The following is a 19,471-nucleotide window of genomic DNA, read 5'->3' on the forward strand; positions in this document are numbered from 1 at the left end:
ACATGCAATTAAATGTAAATGACGCTCAAGCGATCGAAGTTTCCGAACTGACATTTGGCGGCGAATTCAACGAGACGCTGGTTCACCAAGCAGTCGTGGCCTACATGGCCGGCGGCCGTCAAGGTAGCAAGCAGCAAAAGACCCGTTCCGACGTTCGTGGTGGCGGTAAGCGCCCATGGCGTCAGAAAGGTACTGGCCGTGCTCGTGCCGGTACTATCCGTAGCCCAATCTGGCGTGGCGGCGGTACCACTTTCGCAGCTCGTCCTCAGGATCACACCCAGAAGCTGAACAAGAAGATGTATCGCGCAGCAATGCGTTCCATCCTTGCTGAGCTGGTGCGTACTGATCGTCTGGTTGTGGTTCAGGACTTCGCTGTTGATGCACCGAAGACCAAAGATCTGCTGAACAAACTGACCGGCATGGGCTTGACTGACGTCTTGATCGTGTCTGAAGTGGTTGATCAGAACCTGTACCTGGCTGCTCGCAACCTGCCACACGTTGATGTACGTGACGTGCAAGGTTCCGATCCAGTTAGTCTGATCGCATACGACAAGGTGTTGATCACCGTGTCGGCCGTGAAGAAATTCGAGGAGCTGCTGGGATGAACCAGGAACGCGTATTTAAAGTTCTGCTTGGCCCGCACGTTTCCGAGAAGGCTACGGTTCTGGCTGACAAGAAAGGCCAGTTCGTTTTCAAGGTTGCAACTGACGCAACCAAGCTGGAAATCAAGAAGGCCGTCGAAAGCCTGTTCAGCGTGAAAGTAGAGCGTGTTACTACCCTGAATGTTCTGGGTAAGAGCAAGCGCACTGCTCGCGGTCTGGGCAAGCGTAATGACTGGAAGAAGGCAGTTATCTCCCTTCAGCCAGGCCAAGATCTCGATTTCAGCAGCAGTGCTGAGTAAGGAAGGGGTGCATCATGGCAATCGTTAAATGCAAACCGACTTCCCCTGGCCGCCGTTTTGTGGTCAAGGTGGTCAACCAGGAGCTGCATAAAGGCGCTCCTCACGCACCGCTGCTCGAGAAAAAATCGAAGACTGGTGGTCGTAACAACAATGGTCGTATTACCACTCGTCACATCGGTGGTGGCCATAAGCAGCATTATCGTCTGGTCGATTTCCGTCGCAACGACAAAGATGGCATCTCTGCCACTGTCGAGCGTATTGAATACGATCCAAACCGTACTGCTCACATCGCTCTGCTGCTGTACGCAGATGGCGAGCGTCGCTACATCATCGCCCCTAAGGGCGTGAGTGCTGGTGACCAGCTGATCGCAGGTGCTTTGGCGCCGATCAAGCCGGGCAACGCTCTGCAACTGCGTAACATTCCAGTTGGTAGCACCGTACACGGCATCGAATTGAAGCCAGGTAAAGGCGCGCAAATCGCTCGTTCCGCTGGTGCTTCGGCTCAGCTGATCGCTCGTGAAGGTGTCTACGTGACCCTGCGTCTGCGTTCTGGTGAGATGCGTAAAGTGCTGGCTGAATGCCGCGCGACCCTGGGTGAAGTCTCGAACTCCGAGCACAGCCTGCGTTCGCTGGGTAAAGCTGGTGCCAAACGCTGGCGTGGCGTTCGCCCAACCGTTCGTGGTGTTGCCATGAACCCGGTTGACCACCCGCATGGTGGTGGTGAAGGTCGTACCTCTGGTGGTCGTCATCCGGTATCGCCATGGGGCTTCCCGACTAAGGGCGCGAAGACTCGTGGTAATAAGCGTACCGACAAAATGATCGTCCGTCGTCGCAAGTAAATAGAGGGATACGACAGTGCCACGTTCTCTGAAAAAAGGTCCTTTTATTGATCTTCACCTACTGAAGAAGATCGAAGTGGCGGCGGAAAAGAACGATCGCAAACCAGTTAAGACCTGGTCGCGCCGTTCCATGATCCTGCCACAAATGGTCGGTTTGACCATTGCTGTGCATAACGGTCGTCAACATGTTCCAGTTCTCGTGAACGAAGACATGGTCGGCCACAAACTGGGCGAGTTTGCCGGTACCCGCACATATCGTGGGCACGTGGCAGACAAGAAAGCCAAGCGTTAAGGGGTAAGGAACGATGGAAGTAGCCGCTAAGTTGTCGGGCGCTCGAATCTCCGCCCAGAAAGCCCGCTTGGTCGCCGACCAGATCCGCGGGAAGAAGGTGGGCGAAGCGCTCAACCTGTTGGCTTTCAGCAGTAAGAAAGCCGCCGAGATCATGAAGAAAGTGCTGGAGTCGGCCGTAGCCAACGCCGAGCATAACGAAGGCGCAGACGTTGATGACCTGAAGGTCAGCACCGTTTTCGTCAACGAAGGGCGTTCGCTGAAGCGAATCATGCCACGTGCCAAAGGCCGTGCTGATCGCATCGTCAAGCGGTCTTGCCATATCACTGTCAAGGTTGCTGACAAGTAACGGAGTCGAAGAGATGGGTCAGAAAGTACATCCCATTGGCATTCGCCTGGGAATCGTCAAGGAGCACACCTCCGTCTGGTACGCAGACGGTCGGACTTATGCGGACTATTTGTTCGCTGATCTGAAGGTGCGTGAGTATCTCCAAGACAAACTAAAAAGCGCGTCCGTAAGCCGTATCGATATCCATCGTCCGGCTCAGACTGCACGTATCACCATCCACACCGCTCGTCCAGGTATCGTTATCGGGAAGAAAGGTGAAGATGTTGAGAAACTGCGTCAGGACCTGACCAAGCAAATGGGTGTGCCTGTGCACATCAATATCGAAGAGATCCGTAAGCCGGAGCTCGACGGTATGCTGGTTGCGCAGAGCGTAGCTCAGCAGCTGGAGCGTCGCGTAATGTTCCGTCGCGCTATGAAGCGCGCTGTTCAGAACGCCATGCGCATTGGTGCCAAAGGCATCAAAATCCAAGTGAGCGGTCGTCTCGGCGGTGCTGAAATCGCACGTACTGAATGGTATCGCGAAGGTCGTGTGCCACTGCACACCCTGCGTGCCGACATCGACTATGCCAACTACGAAGCTCACACCACTTACGGTGTGATCGGTGTAAAGGTTTGGATCTTCAAAGGCGAAGTAATTGGTGGTCGCCAAGAAGAACTGAAACCACAAGCACCAGCGCCTCGTAAAAAAGCTGCTAAGTAAGGGGTACGCCAAATGTTGCAACCAAAGCGTACGAAGTTCCGCAAGCAGATGACAGGCCACAACCGTGGTCTGGCTCAGCGCGGTAGCAAAGTCAGCTTCGGCGAGTTCGCGCTGAAGTCTGTAGCTCGTGGTCGTCTCACCGCTCGTCAGATTGAGTCAGCGCGTCGTGCACTGACCCGTCACGTTAAACGTGGCGGCAAGATCTGGATCCGTGTATTCCCGGACAAGCCTATTTCCAAAAAGCCACTCGAAGTTCGGATGGGTAAAGGTAAGGGTAGTGTGGAGTACTGGGTTGCCCAGATTCAGCCAGGCAAAGTCCTGTATGAAATCGAGGGCGTTTCTGAAGAGCTGGCGCGTGAGGCTTTTGCCTTGGCTGCTGCAAAGCTGCCGCTCGCCACCGCTTTTGTTAAACGGACGGTGATGTGATGAAAGCGAATGAACTTCGTGAAAAAGACGCGCCGCAGCTTAACGAGCAACTGCTCGGCCTGCTGCGCGACCAGTTCAATCTGCGGATGCAGAAAGCAACTGGCCAGTTGGGGCAGTCTCACCTGCTCCGGCAAGTTAAGCGTGACATCGCTCGCGTGAAGACTGTGCTCAAACAGCAGGCAGGTAAGTAATCATGGCTGAAGCCGAAAAAACCGTCCGTACGCTGACTGGCCGTGTTGTCAGCGACAAAATGGACAAGACCATCACCGTTCTGATCGAGCGTCGCGTTAAGCACCCGATCTACGGTAAATACGTTAAGCGTTCGACTAAGCTGCACGCGCACGACGAAACCAATCAGTGCCACATCGGCGACAAAGTCACTATTCGTGAAACTCGTCCTTTGGCCAAGACCAAGTCTTGGGCGCTGGTTGATGTTCTCGAACGCGCTGTGGAAGTCTAAGGACTAGGGGTCGGAGAAATTATATGATTCAGACTCAATCCATGCTCGATGTGGCCGATAACTCTGGCGCTCGCCGTGTTATGTGCATCAAGGTGCTGGGTGGCTCCCATCGTCGTTACGCTGGTATCGGTGACATCATCAAAGTTACCGTGAAGGAAGCAATTCCTCGCGGTAAAGTGAAAAAAGGCCAAGTGATGACTGCTGTTGTAGTCCGCACTCGTCACGGCGTACGTCGTGCTGATGGCTCCATTATCCGCTTTGATGGCAACGCTGCTGTTCTTCTGAACAACAAGCAAGAGCCGATCGGCACCCGTATCTTTGGGCCAGTGACCCGTGAACTTCGTACTGAGAAGTTCATGAAGATCGTCTCGCTCGCCCCAGAAGTGCTGTAAGGAGATCCGACATGCAAAAGATTCGTCGTGACGACGAGATCATCGTGATCGCCGGCAAAGACAAAGGTAAGCGCGGTAAGGTGCTTAAGGTTCTCGCTAATAACCGTCTGGTTATCGGTGGTCTGAACCTGGTTAAGCGTCATACCAAGCCTAACCCGATGTCGGGCGTACAAGGCGGTATCGTCGAAAAAGAAGCTCCACTGGACGCTTCTAACGTCGCCATTTTCAACGGCGAAACCAACAAGGCTGATCGCGTTGGTTTCAAAGTAGAAGACGGCAAGAAAATTCGTGTCTTCAAGTCGACCCAAAAAGCGGTTGATGCTTGAACACTGCTAGGTAGAAGACCATGGCACGACTAAAAGAGATTTACTGGAAGGAAATCGCACCGAAGCTTAAGGAAGAACTTAAGCTTTCGAACGTGATGGAAGTTCCACGCGTTACCAAAATCACCCTGAACATGGGTCTGGGCGAAGCAGTCGGTGACAAGAAAGTCATCGAGCACGCTGTTGCTGACCTGGAAAAGATCACCGGTCAGAAAGTCGTTGTGACTTACGCTCGGAAATCCATCGCTGGCTTTAAAGTCCGTGAAGGTTGGCCGATCGGCGTCAAAGTGACTCTGCGCCGTGAGCGTATGTATGAATTCCTGGATCGTCTGCTGTCGATCTCCCTGCCTCGGGTTCGCGACTTCCGCGGCCTGAATGCCAAGTCCTTCGATGGTCGTGGTAACTACAGCATGGGCGTTAAAGAGCAGATCATCTTCCCGGAAATCGACTACGACAAGATCGATGCTCTCCGCGGTCTGGACATTACCCTGACCACCACTGCCAAGAACGATGATGAAGGTCGCGCTCTGCTGCGCGCTTTCAAATTCCCGTTCCGCAACTGATTGGAGTAGGAAAATGGCCAAGATGAGCATGAAAAACCGCGAGCTGAAGCGTCAGCTCACGGTTGCCAAGTACGCCAAAAAGCGTGCAGCACTGAAAGCTATCATCGTTGATCTGAACGCAAGTCCAGAAGCGCGTTGGGAAGCTACAGTAGCTCTGCAGAAGCAGCCACGTGACGCAAGCGCCTCGCGCATGCGTAACCGCTGCCGCCTGACCGGTCGTCCACACGGCGTTTACCGCAAGTTCGGCCTCGGCCGTAACAAACTGCGTGAAGCTGCTATGCGTGGTGACGTACCTGGTCTGGTTAAAGCCAGCTGGTAAGCACTATCAAAGTCTCGGTGTTCGGGATCGCAAGATCCTGACCATCGGTGACCTTGAACTTGAATCAAGCCCCTATTGGGGCTTGATTCATTTGTGGGGTGTGTCTAGAATACCCGGCTCGCCTGAGCCCGTGCTTTTTTCGCGCGGATGTGCTCGGCGACACGTAGTAGCCGCAAGGCTAATTTTTTGTGTATTAGGAGCGTCTAGCCCATGAGTATGCAGGACCCGTTAGCGGACATGCTAACTCGAATCCGTAATGCCCAGATGGCTGAAAAGTCCGTCGTAAGCATGCCATCTTCTACTTTGAAGGTAGCTGTTGCCAAAGTCCTGAAGGACGAAGGTTACATTGCGGGTTATCAGATCAGCAGCGAAATCAAACCACTGCTGTCCATCGAGCTGAAGTACTTCGAAGGCCGTCCGGTCATCGAAGAAGTGAAGCGCGTTAGCCGTCCAGGCCTGCGTCAGTACAAGTCCGTCGATGATCTGCCAAAAGTTCGTGGCGGTCTCGGTGTGTCTATCGTCTCCACCAACAAAGGTGTGATGACGGATCGTGCTGCGCGCGCTGCCGGTGTCGGCGGCGAAGTTCTTTGCACTGTGTTCTAAGGGGGGATAAGCATGTCACGCGTCGCTAAGAACCCCGTTAAGCTGCCAGCCGGTGTCGAAGTCAAATTCGCAGGCCAACAGCTTTCGGTGAAGGGTGCCAAGGGTACTCTCGAACTGAACATCCATTCGTCCGTTGAGATTGTTGAAGAAGCTGGTGAGCTGCGTTTTGCTGCTCGCAATGGCGATCAACAGACTCGCGCAATGGCTGGTACCACTCGTGCGTTGGTTAACAACATGGTCCAAGGCGTAAGCCAAGGCTTCGAGCGCAAGCTCCAGCTGGTCGGTGTTGGTTACAAAGCGCAAGCAAAAGGCACAGTGCTGAACCTGGCTCTTGGCTTCTCGCACCCAGTGGATTATGAACTGCCGGAAGGCATCACCGCTGAGACTCCTAGCCAGACCGATATCCTGATCAAGGGCATCGATAAGCAGCTGGTAGGTCAAGTGGCCGCCGAGATCCGCGACTTCCGTCCACCAGAGCCGTACAAAGGCAAAGGTGTGCGCTACGCGGACGAAGTCGTCCGTCGTAAAGAAGCCAAGAAGAAGTAGGGCATAGCAAATGACCGACAAAAAAGTTACTCGACTGCGTCGCGCTCGCAAAGCACGCCTGAAAATGCACGAACTCGAAGTCGTGCGTCTCTGCGTGTTCCGCTCGTCGCAGCACATCTACGCCCAGGTCATTTCGGCCGACGGCAACAAAGTCCTGGCAAGTGCCTCGACTTTGGATAAAGAACTGCGTGATGGCGCCACTGGCAACATCGACGCGGCCACTAAGGTTGGCCAGCTGGTCGCTACGCGTGCTAAAGCCGCTGGCGTCTCGCAGGTGGCTTTCGACCGCTCTGGCTTCAAGTACCACGGTCGCGTCAAGGCGCTGGCTGATGCTGCTCGTGAAGCTGGGCTGGAGTTCTAAGTTATGTCAAATAACGACCAAAAGCGCGACGAAGGCTACATCGAGAAGCTGGTTCAAGTTAACCGCGTAGCCAAAACCGTTAAAGGCGGCCGTATCTTCACTTTCACCGCGTTGACCGTGGTTGGTGATGGTAAAGGGCGTGTTGGCTTCGGCCGTGGCAAGTCGCGTGAAGTGCCTGCTGCGATCCAGAAGGCAATGGAAGCTGCTCGCCGCAACATGATCCAAGTTGATCTGAACGGCACCACTCTGCAGTACGCAATGAAGTCCGCCCATGGCGCTTCGAAGGTGTACATGCAGCCTGCTTCTGAAGGTACCGGTATCATCGCTGGCGGCGCTATGCGTGCTGTTCTCGAAGTTGCTGGCGTTCAGAACGTTCTGGCCAAGTGCTACGGCTCGACTAACCCGGTAAACGTGGTTCACGCCACTTTCAAAGGTTTGAAAGCTATGCAGTCTCCTGAATCCATTGCCGCCAAGCGTGGCAAAAGCGTCAAGGAGATCTTCTGATCATGGCTACCGTTAAAGTTACGCTGATCAAAAGCATGACCGGCCGCATCCCTAACCACAAACTGTGCGTTAAGGGTCTGGGTCTGCGTCGCATCGGTCACACTGTAGAAGTGCTTGATACTCCCGAGAATCGCGGGATGATCAACAAGGCTTACTACATGCTGCGTGTCGAGGGTTAATCGATGAAACTCAATGATCTGAGTCCAGCGCCGGGTTCCCGTCGCGAAAAGCATCGTCCGGGCCGTGGTATCGGTAGTGGTTTGGGTAAGACCGGTGGCCGTGGCCACAAAGGTCAGTCCTCCCGCTCCGGTGGCACCATTGCTCCAGGCTTTGAAGGCGGTCAACAGCCGCTGCATCGTCGCCTGCCGAAGTTCGGTTTCGTTTCCCTGAAAGCCATGGATCGCGCAGAAGTGCGTTTGTCCGAGCTGGCTAAAGTGGAAGGCGACATCGTCACCGTGCAGTCCCTGAAAGATGCCAACGTGATCAACGTCAACGTTCAGCGTGTGAAAATCATGCTGTCCGGCGAAGTTACTCGCGCTGTCACCATCGGAAAGGGAATCGGCGCCACCAAAGGTGCGCGTGCGGCTATCGAAGCAGCTGGCGGCAAGTTCGAGGAATAAATGGCTAAGCAAGGTGCTCTCTCTGCGCTCGGCAAAGGCGGTATGTCTGAACTCTGGGCTCGTCTGCGTTTTCTATTCTTGGCGATTATCGTCTACCGAATAGGCGCACACATCCCGGTTCCAGGTATCAACCCGGACCGACTCGCGGACCTGTTTCGACAGAATGAGGGGACCATTCTTAGCTTGTTCAACATGTTTTCCGGCGGCGCGCTGGAGCGGATGAGCATCTTTGCACTGGGGATCATGCCGTACATTTCGGCATCGATCATCATGCAGCTGATGACCGCCGTCAGCCCGCAGCTGGAGCAGTTGAAGAAGGAAGGTGAAGCTGGGCGTCGCAAGATCGCTCAGTACACCCGCTACGGCACTGTCGTTCTCGCTCTCGTTCAGGCAATTGGCATGTCCATTGGTCTGGCGGGGCAGGGCGTTTCGTTCACTGGTGACTTTGGCTTCCATTTCGTCGCGGTATCCACTTTTGTGGCTGGTGCGATGTTCATGATGTGGCTGGGTGAGCAGATTACTGAGCGTGGTGTTGGCAACGGTATCTCGATGTTGATTTTCGCAGGTATCGTCGCCGGTCTTCCGAGAGCGATCGGGCAGTCTTTCGAGTCTGCGCGTCAGGGTGATATCAACATTTTTGCCCTGGTTGCCATCGGTTTGCTGGCAGTAGCGATTATCGGTTTCGTGGTGTTCATTGAGCGTGGTCAGCGTCGTATTGCTGTTCATTACGCCAAGCGCCAGCAGGGCCGCAAGGTCTTTGCTGCGCAGACTAGCCACTTGCCGTTGAAGGTGAACATGGCCGGTGTTATTCCGGCCATTTTCGCGAGCAGCATTTTGCTGTTCCCGGCTTCGTTGGGTACCTGGTTTGGTCAGTCTGAAGGTATGGGCTGGCTGCAGGACATCTCGCAGTCGATCGCTCCTGGTCAGCCGTTGAATATTCTGCTGTTTAGTGCAGGGATTATTTTCTTCTGCTTCTTCTATACGGCGTTGATGTTCAATCCGAAAGACGTAGCGGAAAACCTGAAGAAGTCCGGTGCCTTTATTCCGGGCATCCGTCCAGGAGAGCAGTCTGCGCGCTACATTGATGGCGTTCTGACTCGTTTGACCCTGTTCGGTGCTCTATATATGACGGCCGTGTGTCTGTTGCCCCAGTTCCTGGTGGTTGCGGCAAACGTTCCGTTCTACCTTGGCGGGACCTCGTTGCTGATCGTCGTCGTGGTTGTGATGGACTTCATGTCCCAAGTACAATCGCACCTCGTTTCGCACCAGTACGAATCCCTGATGAAGAAAGCCAACCTGAAGGGTTACGGCAGCGGCATGTTGCGCTGAGTACCCATAAGGTTCGAGGAGTTGGTGATGAAAGTTCGTGCATCGGTGAAAAAGCTGTGCCGTAACTGCAAGATTATTCGCCGCGAAGGTGTTGTTCGAGTAATTTGCAGCGCGGAACCGCGTCACAAACAGCGCCAAGGCTGAGTGTGATTGTGCTTCAAGCCCGGCAGCTAGTGCGCTGCCGGGTTGATTATTTGTTATTACAGCGATATTATCTCGCGCCCTATTTCTTGGCTTCCGGGGCGTAGGTAGCTGTCAATTGGAGTCCCACTGAATGGCCCGTATTGCAGGCGTTAACATTCCAGATAACAAGCATACTGTTATCTCGCTGACCTACATCTATGGTGTTGGTCGCACTACTGCACAGAAAATTTGTGCAGTGACTGGGGTAAACCCAGCCGCAAAGATCAAAGATCTGAGCGACGAGCAGATTGAACAGCTGCGTGGCGAAGTGGCGAAGTTCACCACTGAAGGTGACCTGCGTCGCGAAATCAACATGAAAATCAAGCGTTTGATGGACCTCGGTTGCTATCGCGGTCTGCGTCATCGTCGTGGTCTTCCAGTGCGCGGTCAGCGTACGAAGACTAACGCGCGTACCCGTAAAGGTCCGCGTAAGCCGATCCGCAAGTAATCGCCCCAGCGAATCGACAGGAAATTAATCATGGCTAAACCTGCTGCTCGTCCTCGTAAAAAAGTTAAAAAGACAGTGGTTGATGGCATCGCCCACATCCATGCTTCTTTTAACAACACAATCGTGACCATCACCGACCGTCAAGGCAACGCTCTTTCCTGGGCTACCTCCGGTGGTTCGGGTTTCCGCGGTTCCCGCAAGTCCACCCCGTTCGCTGCTCAAGTAGCTGCTGAACGTGCTGGTCAAGCTGCGCTGGAATACGGCCTGAAAAACCTCGACGTTAACGTCAAAGGTCCAGGCCCAGGTCGTGAATCCGCAGTCCGCGCTTTGAACGGCTGTGGCTACAAGATCGCCAGCATCACCGACGTGACGCCAATCCCGCACAACGGGTGCCGTCCGCCGAAGAAGCGCCGCGTGTAATCCAGGAGATTGTAAAGAATGGCTCGTTACATTGGTCCAAAATGCAAACTCGCTCGTCGCGAAGGCACCGATCTCTTTCTGAAGAGCGGCGTGCGCGCGATCGAATCGAAGTGCAACATCGAAGCAGCACCTGGTATCCACGGCCAACGCCGCGGTCGCCAGTCCGATTACGGCACCCAACTGCGTGAAAAGCAGAAGGTCCGTCGTATCTACGGCGTTCTCGAGCGTCAATTCAGCGGCTACTACAAAGAAGCTGCTGGCAAGAAAGGCGCAACTGGCGAAAACCTGTTGCAGCTGCTCGAATGCCGTCTGGACAACGTTGTATACCGTATGGGTTTTGGCTCTACTCGTGCCGAATCCCGTCAGCTGGTATCGCACAAGTCGATCAGCGTTAACGGTCAGACCGTAAACGTTCCGTCTTACCAGGTTCGTGCTGGTGACGTGGTTGCAGTTCGCGAGAAAGCAAAGAACCAACTTCGCATTGTCCAAGCTCTCGATCTGTGTGCCCAACGTGGCCGCGTAGAATGGGTAGAAGTAGACACTGAGAAGAAGTCGGGCGTTTTCAAGAACGTTCCAGCTCGCAGTGATCTGTCCGCCGACATCAACGAAAGCCTGATTGTCGAGCTCTACTCCAAGTAAGGGCTAGAAAATAGGTGCATCCATGCAGATTTCGGTAAATGAGTTCCTGACACCCCGCCATATTGATGTGCAGGTTGTCAGTCCAACCCGCGCCAAGATCACTCTCGAGCCTCTCGAGCGTGGTTTTGGCCACACCCTGGGCAACGCGCTGCGCCGCATCCTGTTGTCCTCAATGCCCGGCTGTGCAGTAGTCGAGGCCGAGATTGACGGTGTGCTCCATGAGTACAGCGCCATCGAAGGTGTACAGGAAGACGTAATTGAAATCCTGTTGAACCTTAAAGGTCTGGCTATCAAGCTGCACGGTCGAGACGAAGTTACGCTGACCTTGTCGAAGAAGGGTTCGGGGGTGGTTACCGCTGCCGATATTCAGCTGGATCATGATGTCGAGATCGTTAACCCCGATCACGTAATCGCTAACCTGGCGTCTAACGGCGCCCTGAACATGAAGCTCACCGTAGCTCGTGGTCGTGGTTATGAGCCGGCAGACTCGCGTCAGAGCGATGAAGACGAAAGCCGCAGCATTGGTCGCTTGCAGCTTGACTCTTCGTTCAGCCCGGTTCGCCGTATCGCTTACGTGGTGGAAAACGCCCGTGTCGAACAGCGTACTAACCTGGACAAGCTGGTTATTGATCTGGAAACCAACGGTACCCTGGATCCTGAAGAGGCTATCCGCCGTGCTGCAACCATCCTGCAACAGCAGTTGGCTGCGTTCGTCGATCTCAAAGGTGACAGTGAGCCAGTGGTTGTCGAGCAGGAAGACGAGATCGATCCGATCCTGCTTCGCCCGGTTGACGATCTGGAACTGACTGTACGTTCGGCTAACTGCCTTAAGGCGGAAAACATCTACTACATCGGTGACCTGATTCAGCGCACCGAAGTAGAGCTGTTGAAGACTCCGAACCTTGGCAAGAAATCCTTGACCGAAATCAAGGACGTTCTGGCCTCCCGCGGTCTGTCCCTCGGCATGCGCCTCGACAACTGGCCGCCTGCAAGTCTTAAGAAGGACGACAAGGCGACTGCCTGATCGTCGTAATCACCGAACGTTGTGTTTGGTAAGGAATGAACCATGCGTCATCGTAAAAGTGGTCGTCACCTGAGCCGCACCAGCTCGCACCGCAAGGCCATGTTTCAAAACATGGCGGTGTCGCTGTTCGAGCACGAGCTGATCAAAACTACACTGCCAAAAGCCAAAGAACTGCGTCGCGTTGCTGAGCCGCTGATCACTTTGGCCAAGACAGACAGTCTGGCTAACCGCCGTCTGGCTTTCGACCGTACTCGTTCGAAAGCTATCGTTGGTAAGCTCTTCAACGACCTGGGCAAGCGTTACGCTACCCGTGAGGGTGGCTACCTGCGCATCCTCAAGTGCGGCTTCCGCACTGGCGACAACGCGCCTATGGCGTACGTCGAGTTGGTTGATCGTCCTGTCGGCGGTGAAGCTGTATCCGCTGAGTAAGACGTCAGTCTGAAACAAAGAACCGGGCCTAGTGCCCGGTTTTTTGTGCGTGTAAGAAACGCGCTGTTTGTACAAGCTTCTTTGCGGTTCATGCCTTCAGTATATGAGCGGGATTGTTGGTAGTATTTTTCTATTGATGTCTGCAAATTAATGAATTTGTAGGTGTCATGATTGATGGTCAATACTCCCTCCCACGCCGATTAGCCGGCAGTTCCAAAACTGACAGAGGATGAGATCGCATGAGCCAAAACAAAACGCTTACGACCGCCAGTGGCGCTCCTGTCGCCGACAACCAGAATTCCCGCTCCGCCGGCCCTCGTGGCCCTTTGCTGCTCGACGATTTCCACCTGATCGAGAAGCTTGCGCACTTCAATCGTGAAAACATTCCTGAGCGTCGTGTACACGCCAAAGGTTCGGGTGCGTACGGTACGTTCACCGTGACTCGCGACATCACCGAATACACCAGCGCCAAGCTGTTTGAGTCCGTCGGCAAACAAACCCCGACATTCTTGCGATTCTCCACCGTAGGTGGCGAGCGTGGTTCGGCTGACACCGAGCGTGATCCGCGCGGTTTCGCCCTGAAGTTCTACACAGAAGAAGGCAACTGGGACATCGTTGGTAACAACACGCCAGTGTTCTTCATTCGCGACCCGCTGAAATTCCCTGACTTTATCCACACCCAAAAGCGCTTGCCGCAAAGCAACCTGAAAAGTGCGCAGGCGATGTGGGATTTCTGGTCGCATTCGCCTGAGGCGTTGCACCAGGTCACTATCCTGTTCTCGGACCGTGGCATCCCAGACGGCTATCGCCACATGCATGGCTTCGGCAGCCACACCTACAGCCTGATCAACGCCAATGGCGAGCGTCACTGGGTGAAGTGGCACTACAAAACCAGGCAAGGGATCAAGAACCTCACTCCTGCAGAAGCGGCACGTCTGGCCGGTACTGACCCGGATTACGCGCAACGTGATCTGTTCGGCGCCATTGAGCGCGGTGACTTCCCGAAATGGAGCGTCAACATTCAAGTCATGACTGAGGCTCAAGCCGCGGCTCATTACGAAAACCCGTTTGACGTGACCAAAACCTGGTCGCAGAAAGAGTTTCCGCTGATCGAAGTGGGTGAGTTGGAGCTCAACCGTAATCCGTTGAATTACTTCGCTGAAGTCGAGCAGGCGGCGTTCGGTCCGAGCAACATGGTGCCGGGTGTTGGTTTATCGCCTGATCGCATGCTGCAAGGTCGTGTGTTCGCGTACGCTGATGCCCACCGCTACCGCGTGGGAACCAACCACCAGCAACTCCCGGTGAATGCACCTCGCAGCCCGGTTAATACTTATCAGCGCGACGGTTCGATGGCCTTTGGCAGCAATGGTGGTGCAGCCCCGAACTACGAGCCGAACAGCTATGTGGAATCACCAAAACAGGCACCGCGCTATGCGGAACCTGCCTTGGCCTTGAGTGGCGCGGCTGATCGTTACGATCATCGCGAAGATACCGACTACTACAGCCACGCTGGTGCGCTGTTCCGCTTGATGAGCGATGAGCAGAAAACGCTGCTGATCAACAACATTGCCGGCGCAATGGCTGGTGTTTCCAGCGATGTGGTTGATCGCCAATTGCAGCATTTCTTCAAGGCCGACCCGGCGTATGGAGAAGCAATCGCAAAGGCACTCAACGTACAGCTTAACTAAGTCTAAACGATAAGCAGAACCGCCCTCATTTGGGCGGTTTTTGCGTTATTTAAACTGCTTTTCTCAGAATATCTTCGCTTTTATAGCGTCGGGCGAGTGACCTTCCGGTCAGGTTGGTTCAAACTACAGACTTTCAAGCAGGGAGATGTAGGGCGATGCAAGGTCACCCAGACGTAATCGATTACCTCAACACGTTGCTGACAGGCGAACTGGCAGCCCGTGATCAATATTTCGTCCATTCGCGGATGTATGAGGACTGGGGTTTCACCAAGCTCTACGAACGTATCAACCACGAGATGGAAGAAGAAGCCGGGCACGCTGATGCCCTGATGCGTCGTATTCTGATGCTCGAAGGCACGCCTCGCATGCGTCCGGACGACCTTGATGTTGGCACCACTGTGCCGGACATGCTCGCCGCTGACCTGCGCCTGGAATACAAAGTCCGCGCCGCGCTCTGCAAGGGCATTGAACTCTGCGAGCAGCACAAGGACTATGTCAGCCGCGAGATGCTGCGGGTTCAATTGCATGACACCGAAGAAGACCACACCTACTGGCTTGAAAAGCAGATGGGTCTGATCAAGTTGATCGGTCTCGAGAACTACCTGCAATCCCACGCCTGATCGCACCGATACAAAAAGCCCCTGTCACTGAGCAAGTGACAGGGGCTTTTTTTGGAGCCGGATTCAGGCCCGATCACGCTCCAGCAGCGGCTTCAAGTAGAAGCCGGTGTGCGACTGCTTCATCTCCGACACTTCCTCTGGCGTTCCGACGGCAATGATCTGCCCACCCTTGGAACCGCCCTCCGGCCCCAGGTCCACCAACCAGTCGGCGGTCTTGATCACGTCCAGGTTGTGCTCGATCACCACCACGGTATTGCCGTGGTCGCGCAGACGATGCAACACATCGAGCAGTTGCTGGATATCCGCAAAGTGCAGGCCGGTGGTCGGCTCATCGAGGATGTACAGGGTCTTGCCAGTATCACGCTTGGACAGTTCGCGAGACAGTTTCACCCGCTGGGCTTCACCGCCGGACAGCGTCGTCGCCGATTGCCCCAGCTTGATGTACGAAAGGCCTACGTCCATCAGCGTCTGAAGCTTGCGCGCCAAAGCTGGAACGGCGTCGAAGAACACCCGGGCTTCCTCGATGGTCATCTCGAGGGTTTCGTGGATGCTCTTGCCCTTGTACTTGATCTCCAGCGTTTCGCGGTTGTAGCGTTTGCTCTTGCAGACGTCGCACGGGACATAGATGTCCGGCAGGAAGTGCATTTCCACCTTGATCAGGCCATCGCCCTGACAAGCTTCGCAGCGTCCGCCCTTCACGTTGAAGGAGAAACGCCCCGGCCCGTAACCGCGGGAGCGCGATTCCGGCACACCGGCGAACAACTCGCGAATCGGCGTGAACAACCCGGTATAGGTCGCGGGGTTGGAACGCGGCGTGCGACCGATCGGGCTCTGGTCGATGTCCACAACCTTGTCCAGATGTTCCAGGCCTTTAATGCTGTCGTGAGCAGCCGCTTCCAGGGTCGTTGCTCCATTGAGTGCGGTAGCGCTCAAAGGAAACAGAGTGTTGTTGATCAGCGTTGACTTGCCCGAGCCGGAAACACCCGTCACGCAGGTCAACAGGCCGATCGGAATCTCCAGATCGACATTGCGCAAATTGTTGCCGCGAGCGCCCTTGAGGGCCAGCGACAACTTCTTGTTACGCGGCGTGCGTTTGGCTGGCACTGCGATCTTCACTCGCCCCGACAAGTACTTGCCGGTCAGCGAATCAGGGTGAGCCATGACCTCGGCCGGCGTACCTTCGGCGACGATATGCCCGCCGTGTACCCCCGCGCCCGGGCCGATATCCACCACATAGTCGGCCAGACGAATCGCGTCTTCGTCGTGCTCGACCACGATCACCGTGTTACCGATGTCCCGCAGGTGCTTGAGGGTGCCCAGCAACCGGTCGTTGTCCCGTTGGTGTAGGCCAATTGACGGTTCGTCGAGGATATACAGAACCCCCACGAGGCCGGCGCCAATCTGACTGGCCAGGCGGATACGCTGGGCCTCACCGCCGGACAGCGTGTCGGCACTGCGATCCAGTGACAGATAGTCCAGGCCAACGTTGACCAGGAACTGCAAACGCTCGCGGATTTCCTTGAGAATCTTGTCGGCAATTTCGCCACGGCGGCCGGTCAGTTTCAGTACGCCGAAATATTCACACGCGTCGCCAATTGGCAGATTGGTTACCGCCGGCAAGGTCTTCTCGCCAACCCACACGTGCCGCGCCTCGCGACGCAGACGGGTGCCACGGCAATCGGGGCAGGGCTGGGTGCTGAGGAATTTGGCCAGTTCTTCACGGACCGAAGCCGATTCGGTTTCGCGGTAGCGGCGTTCCAGGTTTGGCACGATGCCTTCGAACGGGTGCGAGCGTTTGACGATATCGCCACGGTCGTTCAGGTACTTGAAGTCGACATTCTGCGAGCCGCTGCCGTGCAGGATGAATTTCTGCTGATCGGCCGGCAGGTCGTTGAACGGCACTTCAAGGCTGAACTTGTAGTGGGCGGCCAGCGAACCAAGCATCTGGAAGTAATAGACGTTGCGCCGGTCCCAGCCGCGGATCGCACCTTCGGCCAGGGTCAGTTCACCGTTCACCAATCGTTTGGTATCGAAGAACTGTTTAACCCCCAGGCCATCGCAGGTCGGGCAGGCGCCGGCCGGGTTGTTGAAGGAAAACAGCTTGGGTTCCAGCTCGCTGATGGCGTGGCCGCAGATCGGGCAGGCAAAGCGCGCGGAGAAGATGATTTCTTCGCCGGGCTCGTCATCCATTGGCGCCACAAGAGCGATACCGTCCGCCAGTTTCAGCGCGGTCTCGAACGATTCGGCCAGGCGTTGTTGCAGATCAGCGCGGACCTTGAAGCGGTCGACCACGACGTCGATCGAATGCTTCTTCTGTTTATCCAGCTTCGGCAGTTCGTCCAGCTCGCACAATCTGCCGTTGACCCGGGCTCGTACAAAACCCTGGGCGCGCAGTTCTTCGAAGACCGAAAGATGTTCGCCTTTGCGCTCACGGATCACCGGGGCCAGCAGCATCAGTTTGCTGCCCTCAGGTTGTGCCAGCACCAGGTCGACCATCTGGCTGACGGTCTGGGCTTCCAGCGGAATGTCGTGATCCGGGCAGCGCGGAATACCGACGCGAGCGTAGAGCAGGCGCAGGTAGTCGTAGATTTCGGTAATGGTGCCAACCGTCGAGCGCGGGTTGTGCGAGGTCGACTTCTGTTCGATGGAGATCGCTGGCGACAGACCTTCAATGGTGTCGACGTCAGGTTTTTCCATCATCGACAGGAATTGCCGGGCGTAAGCCGACAGCGATTCGACATAACGGCGCTGGCCTTCGGCGTACAGCGTGTCGAAGGCCAGGGACGACTTGCCGGATCCGGACAAGCCGGTGATGACGATCAGTTTGTCCCGTGGCAGGGTCAGGTCGATGTTCTTCAGGTTGTGGGTTCGGGCCCCACGAATCAGGATCTTGTCCAAAGTGGCCTCGCTCGGCGGGCGTCGAAAACGTAGGAGTATACGGCCAAATACTGGATGGATGCACACTATCAAATGAGGGGCGCGCAGCCTTGCATGAAGACTGTGTCATCTATACGCGTCATAGCGTCGCGATATACCCCGTCAATCGATGGGACTGGTAGAATCGCCGCCGGTTCACATGAGGTTTTTCCATGCACGATCCCCACAGCGAACGCATGAGTGGCAGTGAGACCCGCGCAGCAAGCGGTCTGGCCCTGGTGTTCGCCTTCCGTATGCTTGGCATGTTCATGGTGTTGCCGGTTCTGGCGACCTATGGGATGGACCTGGCGGGAGCGACCCCGGCCCTCATCGGGTTGGCGATTGGCGCTTACGGCCTGACCCAGGCGATCTTTCAGATTCCTTTCGGCTTCATTTCCGACCGCATCGGTCGTCGTCCGGTGATTTACCTGGGGCTGATCGTCTTCGCCCTGGGCAGCGTGCTGGCGGCCAATGCCGATTCGATCTGGGGCGTCATCGCCGGACGCATCCTGCAGGGCGCAGGGGCGATTTCCGCGGCGGTGATGGCGTTGCTGTCAGACCTGACCCGGGAACAGCATCGGACCAAAGCCATGGCCATGATCGGCATGACGATTGGTCTGTCGTTCGCTGTCGCCATGGTTGTAGGCCCGTTGCTGACCCGTGTCTTCGGTCTGTCCGGGTTGTTCTTCGTCACCGGTGGCATGGCGCTGGTCGGCATCGTCATCGTGATGTTCATGGTGCCGCGTGCAACCGGGCCGTTGCAGCACCGCGAGTCCGGCGTTGCGCGCCAGGCGCTGATACCGACACTCAAGCATCCGGACCTGCTGCGCCTGGACCTGGGTATTTTTGTGTTGCACGCGATGTTGATGTCGAGCTTCGTTGCATTGCCCCTGGCCCTGGTCGAAAAAGCCGGGCTGCCCAAAGAGCAGCATTGGTGGGTGTACCTGACCGCGTTGCTGATTTCCTTCTTTGCCATGATCCCGTTCATTATCTACGGCGAGAAGCGACGCAAAATGAAACGAGTTTTGCTCGGTGCCGTCGTGACGCTGATGTTCACTGAGCTATTCTTCTGGCAGTTCGGCGACAGCTTGCGGGCTCTGGTGATTGGTACGGTGGTGTTCTTCACCGCGTTCAATCTGCTGGAAGCCTCCTTGCCATCGCTGATCAGCAAGGTTTCACCCGCAGGCGGCAAGGGCACAGCGATGGGGGTTTATTCCACCAGTCAGTTCCTCGGTTCGGCACTGGGCGGGATCCTCGGCGGCTGGATGTTCCAGCACGGCGGTTTGTCGGTTGTATTCCTCGGATGCGCCGGCCTGGCTGCCCTCTGGCTGGCCTTTGCTGTTACCATGCGCGAACCACCTTACGTCACGAGCCTGCGCTTGCCGTTGTCGCCCGAGGCGATCCGCGAAGCGGGTCTGGTCGAGCGCCTGAAGGCCGTCGTAGGGGTAACAGATGCAGTGATCGTCGAAGATGAAGCGGCGATTTACATCAAATTGGACACAGAACTATTGGATCGCACCACCCTTGAGCGCCTGGTGAACAACCCGGCCGAGGCAGCGTGCGTAGCCTAGGAGAACGTT

The 19,471-nt window shown here is 55.7% G+C and carries 30 protein-coding genes; 29 read left to right on the forward strand and 1 reads right to left on the reverse strand.

Annotated features, from left to right (window positions below; genetic code table 11):
• Positions 1 to 2 precede the first annotated feature (2 nt).
• The 28 genes from rplD to bfr all read left to right on the forward strand — a co-directional run bounded on the left by rplD (position 3) and on the right by bfr (position 14,975).
• Complete coding sequence (rplD, locus tag PMI36_RS08410) at positions 3 to 605, forward strand: 50S ribosomal protein L4 (protein ID WP_007896707.1); 603 nt, start codon at positions 3 to 5, stop codon at positions 603 to 605.
• Positions 602 to 901: a 50S ribosomal protein L23 gene (gene rplW, locus PMI36_RS08405; protein WP_002555488.1), complete on the forward strand. Its 300-nt coding sequence runs from the start codon at positions 602 to 604 to the stop codon at positions 899 to 901. The genes rplD and rplW overlap by 4 nt, the downstream gene beginning before the upstream one ends.
• A 14-nt stretch (positions 902 to 915) precedes the next feature.
• On the forward strand, positions 916 to 1,740 hold the full coding sequence (gene rplB / locus PMI36_RS08400; protein WP_003176423.1) for a 50S ribosomal protein L2: 825 nt from the start codon (positions 916 to 918) through the stop codon (positions 1,738 to 1,740).
• Positions 1,741 to 1,756: 16 nt separating this feature from the next.
• Positions 1,757 to 2,032 carry a 30S ribosomal protein S19 gene (gene rpsS, locus PMI36_RS08395; protein WP_002555486.1) on the forward strand — a complete coding sequence of 92 codons (276 nt, stop codon included), beginning with the start codon at positions 1,757 to 1,759 and terminating at the stop codon, positions 2,030 to 2,032.
• A gap of 13 nt (positions 2,033 to 2,045) precedes the next feature.
• On the forward strand, positions 2,046 to 2,378 hold the full coding sequence (rplV, locus tag PMI36_RS08390) for a 50S ribosomal protein L22 (protein ID WP_003103908.1): 333 nt from the start codon (positions 2,046 to 2,048) through the stop codon (positions 2,376 to 2,378).
• A 13-nt stretch (positions 2,379 to 2,391) separates the two neighbouring features.
• Positions 2,392 to 3,078, forward strand: coding sequence for a 30S ribosomal protein S3 (rpsC, locus tag PMI36_RS08385; protein ID WP_003176422.1), 687 nt, complete (start codon positions 2,392 to 2,394; stop codon positions 3,076 to 3,078).
• Positions 3,079 to 3,090: 12 nt separating this feature from the next.
• Entirely contained in the window at positions 3,091 to 3,504 is a 414-nt protein-coding gene (rplP, locus tag PMI36_RS08380) for a 50S ribosomal protein L16 (protein ID WP_007896757.1), read from the forward strand.
• A complete protein-coding gene (gene rpmC / locus PMI36_RS08375) occupies positions 3,504 to 3,695 on the forward strand; it encodes a 50S ribosomal protein L29 (protein WP_008030901.1) in 192 nt (63 codons plus the stop codon). The genes rplP and rpmC overlap by 1 nt, the downstream gene beginning before the upstream one ends.
• 2 nt (positions 3,696 to 3,697) lie before the next feature.
• Entirely contained in the window at positions 3,698 to 3,964 is a 267-nt protein-coding gene (gene rpsQ, locus PMI36_RS08370; RefSeq protein WP_003176419.1) for a 30S ribosomal protein S17, read from the forward strand.
• Between the two features lie 23 nt (positions 3,965 to 3,987).
• Positions 3,988 to 4,356 carry a 50S ribosomal protein L14 gene (rplN, locus tag PMI36_RS08365; protein WP_002555479.1) on the forward strand — a complete coding sequence of 123 codons (369 nt, stop codon included), beginning with the start codon at positions 3,988 to 3,990 and terminating at the stop codon, positions 4,354 to 4,356.
• An 11-nt stretch (positions 4,357 to 4,367) separates the two neighbouring features.
• Positions 4,368 to 4,682 (forward strand): 50S ribosomal protein L24, encoded by a 315-nt coding sequence (gene rplX / locus PMI36_RS08360; RefSeq protein ID WP_003176416.1) that lies wholly within the window; start codon positions 4,368 to 4,370, stop codon positions 4,680 to 4,682.
• Positions 4,683 to 4,702: 20 nt separating this feature from the next.
• Positions 4,703 to 5,242 carry a 50S ribosomal protein L5 gene (rplE, locus tag PMI36_RS08355; RefSeq protein ID WP_003176415.1) on the forward strand — a complete coding sequence of 180 codons (540 nt, stop codon included), beginning with the start codon at positions 4,703 to 4,705 and terminating at the stop codon, positions 5,240 to 5,242.
• A gap of 13 nt (positions 5,243 to 5,255) precedes the next feature.
• The gene (gene rpsN, locus PMI36_RS08350; RefSeq protein WP_003176414.1) at positions 5,256 to 5,561 is read left to right on the forward strand and encodes a 30S ribosomal protein S14; all 306 of its coding nucleotides are present in this window, start codon (positions 5,256 to 5,258) and stop codon (positions 5,559 to 5,561) included.
• 210 nt (positions 5,562 to 5,771) lie between these two features.
• Positions 5,772 to 6,164, forward strand: coding sequence for a 30S ribosomal protein S8 (gene rpsH / locus PMI36_RS08345; protein ID WP_003186040.1), 393 nt, complete (start codon positions 5,772 to 5,774; stop codon positions 6,162 to 6,164).
• A gap of 12 nt (positions 6,165 to 6,176) precedes the next feature.
• On the forward strand, positions 6,177 to 6,710 hold the full coding sequence (gene rplF / locus PMI36_RS08340; RefSeq protein ID WP_003176412.1) for a 50S ribosomal protein L6: 534 nt from the start codon (positions 6,177 to 6,179) through the stop codon (positions 6,708 to 6,710).
• A gap of 10 nt (positions 6,711 to 6,720) precedes the next feature.
• Positions 6,721 to 7,071 carry a 50S ribosomal protein L18 gene (gene rplR, locus PMI36_RS08335; RefSeq protein WP_003186037.1) on the forward strand — a complete coding sequence of 117 codons (351 nt, stop codon included), beginning with the start codon at positions 6,721 to 6,723 and terminating at the stop codon, positions 7,069 to 7,071.
• A gap of 3 nt (positions 7,072 to 7,074) precedes the next feature.
• Positions 7,075 to 7,575 (forward strand): 30S ribosomal protein S5, encoded by a 501-nt coding sequence (rpsE, locus tag PMI36_RS08330; RefSeq protein WP_003186035.1) that lies wholly within the window; start codon positions 7,075 to 7,077, stop codon positions 7,573 to 7,575.
• A gap of 2 nt (positions 7,576 to 7,577) precedes the next feature.
• On the forward strand, positions 7,578 to 7,754 hold the full coding sequence (gene rpmD / locus PMI36_RS08325; RefSeq protein WP_003186033.1) for a 50S ribosomal protein L30: 177 nt from the start codon (positions 7,578 to 7,580) through the stop codon (positions 7,752 to 7,754).
• 3 nt (positions 7,755 to 7,757) lie between these two features.
• Positions 7,758 to 8,195: a 50S ribosomal protein L15 gene (gene rplO, locus PMI36_RS08320; RefSeq protein WP_007896782.1), complete on the forward strand. Its 438-nt coding sequence runs from the start codon at positions 7,758 to 7,760 to the stop codon at positions 8,193 to 8,195.
• Positions 8,196 to 9,524: a preprotein translocase subunit SecY gene (gene secY / locus PMI36_RS08315; RefSeq protein WP_008073883.1), complete on the forward strand. Its 1,329-nt coding sequence runs from the start codon at positions 8,196 to 8,198 to the stop codon at positions 9,522 to 9,524. It begins immediately after the preceding gene.
• A 27-nt stretch (positions 9,525 to 9,551) separates the two neighbouring features.
• Positions 9,552 to 9,668 carry a 50S ribosomal protein L36 gene (gene rpmJ / locus PMI36_RS0129775; RefSeq protein WP_002555468.1) on the forward strand — a complete coding sequence of 39 codons (117 nt, stop codon included), beginning with the start codon at positions 9,552 to 9,554 and terminating at the stop codon, positions 9,666 to 9,668.
• Between the two features lie 130 nt (positions 9,669 to 9,798).
• Positions 9,799 to 10,155 carry a 30S ribosomal protein S13 gene (gene rpsM, locus PMI36_RS0129780; protein WP_003186020.1) on the forward strand — a complete coding sequence of 119 codons (357 nt, stop codon included), beginning with the start codon at positions 9,799 to 9,801 and terminating at the stop codon, positions 10,153 to 10,155.
• 30 nt (positions 10,156 to 10,185) lie between these two features.
• Positions 10,186 to 10,575 (forward strand): 30S ribosomal protein S11, encoded by a 390-nt coding sequence (rpsK, locus tag PMI36_RS08310; RefSeq protein ID WP_002555466.1) that lies wholly within the window; start codon positions 10,186 to 10,188, stop codon positions 10,573 to 10,575.
• A gap of 18 nt (positions 10,576 to 10,593) precedes the next feature.
• Positions 10,594 to 11,214 (forward strand): 30S ribosomal protein S4, encoded by a 621-nt coding sequence (rpsD, locus tag PMI36_RS08305; RefSeq protein ID WP_003176404.1) that lies wholly within the window; start codon positions 10,594 to 10,596, stop codon positions 11,212 to 11,214.
• 22 nt (positions 11,215 to 11,236) lie between these two features.
• On the forward strand, positions 11,237 to 12,238 hold the full coding sequence (locus PMI36_RS08300) for a DNA-directed RNA polymerase subunit alpha (protein ID WP_003186012.1): 1,002 nt from the start codon (positions 11,237 to 11,239) through the stop codon (positions 12,236 to 12,238).
• Positions 12,239 to 12,280: 42 nt separating this feature from the next.
• A complete protein-coding gene (gene rplQ / locus PMI36_RS08295) occupies positions 12,281 to 12,667 on the forward strand; it encodes a 50S ribosomal protein L17 (protein WP_007896790.1) in 387 nt (128 codons plus the stop codon).
• A 239-nt stretch (positions 12,668 to 12,906) separates the two neighbouring features.
• The gene (locus PMI36_RS08290) at positions 12,907 to 14,355 is read left to right on the forward strand and encodes a catalase (RefSeq protein ID WP_008073886.1); all 1,449 of its coding nucleotides are present in this window, start codon (positions 12,907 to 12,909) and stop codon (positions 14,353 to 14,355) included.
• Positions 14,356 to 14,510: 155 nt separating this feature from the next.
• On the forward strand, positions 14,511 to 14,975 hold the full coding sequence (bfr, locus tag PMI36_RS08285; protein ID WP_007896795.1) for a bacterioferritin: 465 nt from the start codon (positions 14,511 to 14,513) through the stop codon (positions 14,973 to 14,975).
• A 63-nt stretch (positions 14,976 to 15,038) separates the two neighbouring features.
• Here the strand turns inward: bfr and uvrA are convergent, their stop codons facing one another.
• Complete coding sequence (gene uvrA, locus PMI36_RS08280; protein ID WP_008073888.1) at positions 15,039 to 17,873, reverse strand: excinuclease ABC subunit UvrA; 2,835 nt, start codon at positions 17,871 to 17,873, stop codon at positions 15,039 to 15,041.
• Between the two features lie 191 nt (positions 17,874 to 18,064).
• Between uvrA and PMI36_RS08275 the strand changes: the two genes are divergently transcribed.
• The gene (locus tag PMI36_RS08275) at positions 18,065 to 19,462 is read left to right on the forward strand and encodes an MFS transporter (protein ID WP_008073890.1); all 1,398 of its coding nucleotides are present in this window, start codon (positions 18,065 to 18,067) and stop codon (positions 19,460 to 19,462) included.
• Positions 19,463 to 19,471 lie beyond the last annotated feature (9 nt).

Source organism: Pseudomonas sp. GM79, from assembly GCF_000282495.1.
Classification (GTDB): domain Bacteria; phylum Pseudomonadota; class Gammaproteobacteria; order Pseudomonadales; family Pseudomonadaceae; genus Aquipseudomonas.

What these genes read in the sequence shown, in the direction of transcription:
- rplD (WP_007896707.1), top strand. Translation starts at nt 3, where the DNA reads ATGCAATTAAATGTAAATGACGCTCAAGCGATCGAAGTTTCCGAACTG.
- rplW (WP_002555488.1), top strand. Translation starts at nt 602, where the DNA reads ATGAACCAGGAACGCGTATTTAAAGTTCTGCTTGGCCCGCACGTTTCC.
- rplB (WP_003176423.1), top strand. Translation starts at nt 916, where the DNA reads ATGGCAATCGTTAAATGCAAACCGACTTCCCCTGGCCGCCGTTTTGTG.
- rplV (WP_003103908.1), top strand. Translation starts at nt 2,046, where the DNA reads ATGGAAGTAGCCGCTAAGTTGTCGGGCGCTCGAATCTCCGCCCAGAAA.
- rpsC (WP_003176422.1), top strand. Translation starts at nt 2,392, where the DNA reads ATGGGTCAGAAAGTACATCCCATTGGCATTCGCCTGGGAATCGTCAAG.
- rplP (WP_007896757.1), top strand. Translation starts at nt 3,091, where the DNA reads ATGTTGCAACCAAAGCGTACGAAGTTCCGCAAGCAGATGACAGGCCAC.
- rpmC (WP_008030901.1), top strand. Translation starts at nt 3,504, where the DNA reads ATGAAAGCGAATGAACTTCGTGAAAAAGACGCGCCGCAGCTTAACGAG.
- rpsQ (WP_003176419.1), top strand. Translation starts at nt 3,698, where the DNA reads ATGGCTGAAGCCGAAAAAACCGTCCGTACGCTGACTGGCCGTGTTGTC.
- rplN (WP_002555479.1), top strand. Translation starts at nt 3,988, where the DNA reads ATGATTCAGACTCAATCCATGCTCGATGTGGCCGATAACTCTGGCGCT.
- rplX (WP_003176416.1), top strand. Translation starts at nt 4,368, where the DNA reads ATGCAAAAGATTCGTCGTGACGACGAGATCATCGTGATCGCCGGCAAA.
- rplE (WP_003176415.1), top strand. Translation starts at nt 4,703, where the DNA reads ATGGCACGACTAAAAGAGATTTACTGGAAGGAAATCGCACCGAAGCTT.
- rpsN (WP_003176414.1), top strand. Translation starts at nt 5,256, where the DNA reads ATGGCCAAGATGAGCATGAAAAACCGCGAGCTGAAGCGTCAGCTCACG.
- rpsH (WP_003186040.1), top strand. Translation starts at nt 5,772, where the DNA reads ATGAGTATGCAGGACCCGTTAGCGGACATGCTAACTCGAATCCGTAAT.
- rplF (WP_003176412.1), top strand. Translation starts at nt 6,177, where the DNA reads ATGTCACGCGTCGCTAAGAACCCCGTTAAGCTGCCAGCCGGTGTCGAA.
- rplR (WP_003186037.1), top strand. Translation starts at nt 6,721, where the DNA reads ATGACCGACAAAAAAGTTACTCGACTGCGTCGCGCTCGCAAAGCACGC.
- rpsE (WP_003186035.1), top strand. Translation starts at nt 7,075, where the DNA reads ATGTCAAATAACGACCAAAAGCGCGACGAAGGCTACATCGAGAAGCTG.
- rpmD (WP_003186033.1), top strand. Translation starts at nt 7,578, where the DNA reads ATGGCTACCGTTAAAGTTACGCTGATCAAAAGCATGACCGGCCGCATC.
- rplO (WP_007896782.1), top strand. Translation starts at nt 7,758, where the DNA reads ATGAAACTCAATGATCTGAGTCCAGCGCCGGGTTCCCGTCGCGAAAAG.
- secY (WP_008073883.1), top strand. Translation starts at nt 8,196, where the DNA reads ATGGCTAAGCAAGGTGCTCTCTCTGCGCTCGGCAAAGGCGGTATGTCT.
- rpmJ (WP_002555468.1), top strand. Translation starts at nt 9,552, where the DNA reads ATGAAAGTTCGTGCATCGGTGAAAAAGCTGTGCCGTAACTGCAAGATT.
- rpsM (WP_003186020.1), top strand. Translation starts at nt 9,799, where the DNA reads ATGGCCCGTATTGCAGGCGTTAACATTCCAGATAACAAGCATACTGTT.
- rpsK (WP_002555466.1), top strand. Translation starts at nt 10,186, where the DNA reads ATGGCTAAACCTGCTGCTCGTCCTCGTAAAAAAGTTAAAAAGACAGTG.
- rpsD (WP_003176404.1), top strand. Translation starts at nt 10,594, where the DNA reads ATGGCTCGTTACATTGGTCCAAAATGCAAACTCGCTCGTCGCGAAGGC.
- PMI36_RS08300 (WP_003186012.1), top strand. Translation starts at nt 11,237, where the DNA reads ATGCAGATTTCGGTAAATGAGTTCCTGACACCCCGCCATATTGATGTG.
- rplQ (WP_007896790.1), top strand. Translation starts at nt 12,281, where the DNA reads ATGCGTCATCGTAAAAGTGGTCGTCACCTGAGCCGCACCAGCTCGCAC.
- PMI36_RS08290 (WP_008073886.1), top strand. Translation starts at nt 12,907, where the DNA reads ATGAGCCAAAACAAAACGCTTACGACCGCCAGTGGCGCTCCTGTCGCC.
- bfr (WP_007896795.1), top strand. Translation starts at nt 14,511, where the DNA reads ATGCAAGGTCACCCAGACGTAATCGATTACCTCAACACGTTGCTGACA.
- PMI36_RS08275 (WP_008073890.1), top strand. Translation starts at nt 18,065, where the DNA reads ATGCACGATCCCCACAGCGAACGCATGAGTGGCAGTGAGACCCGCGCA.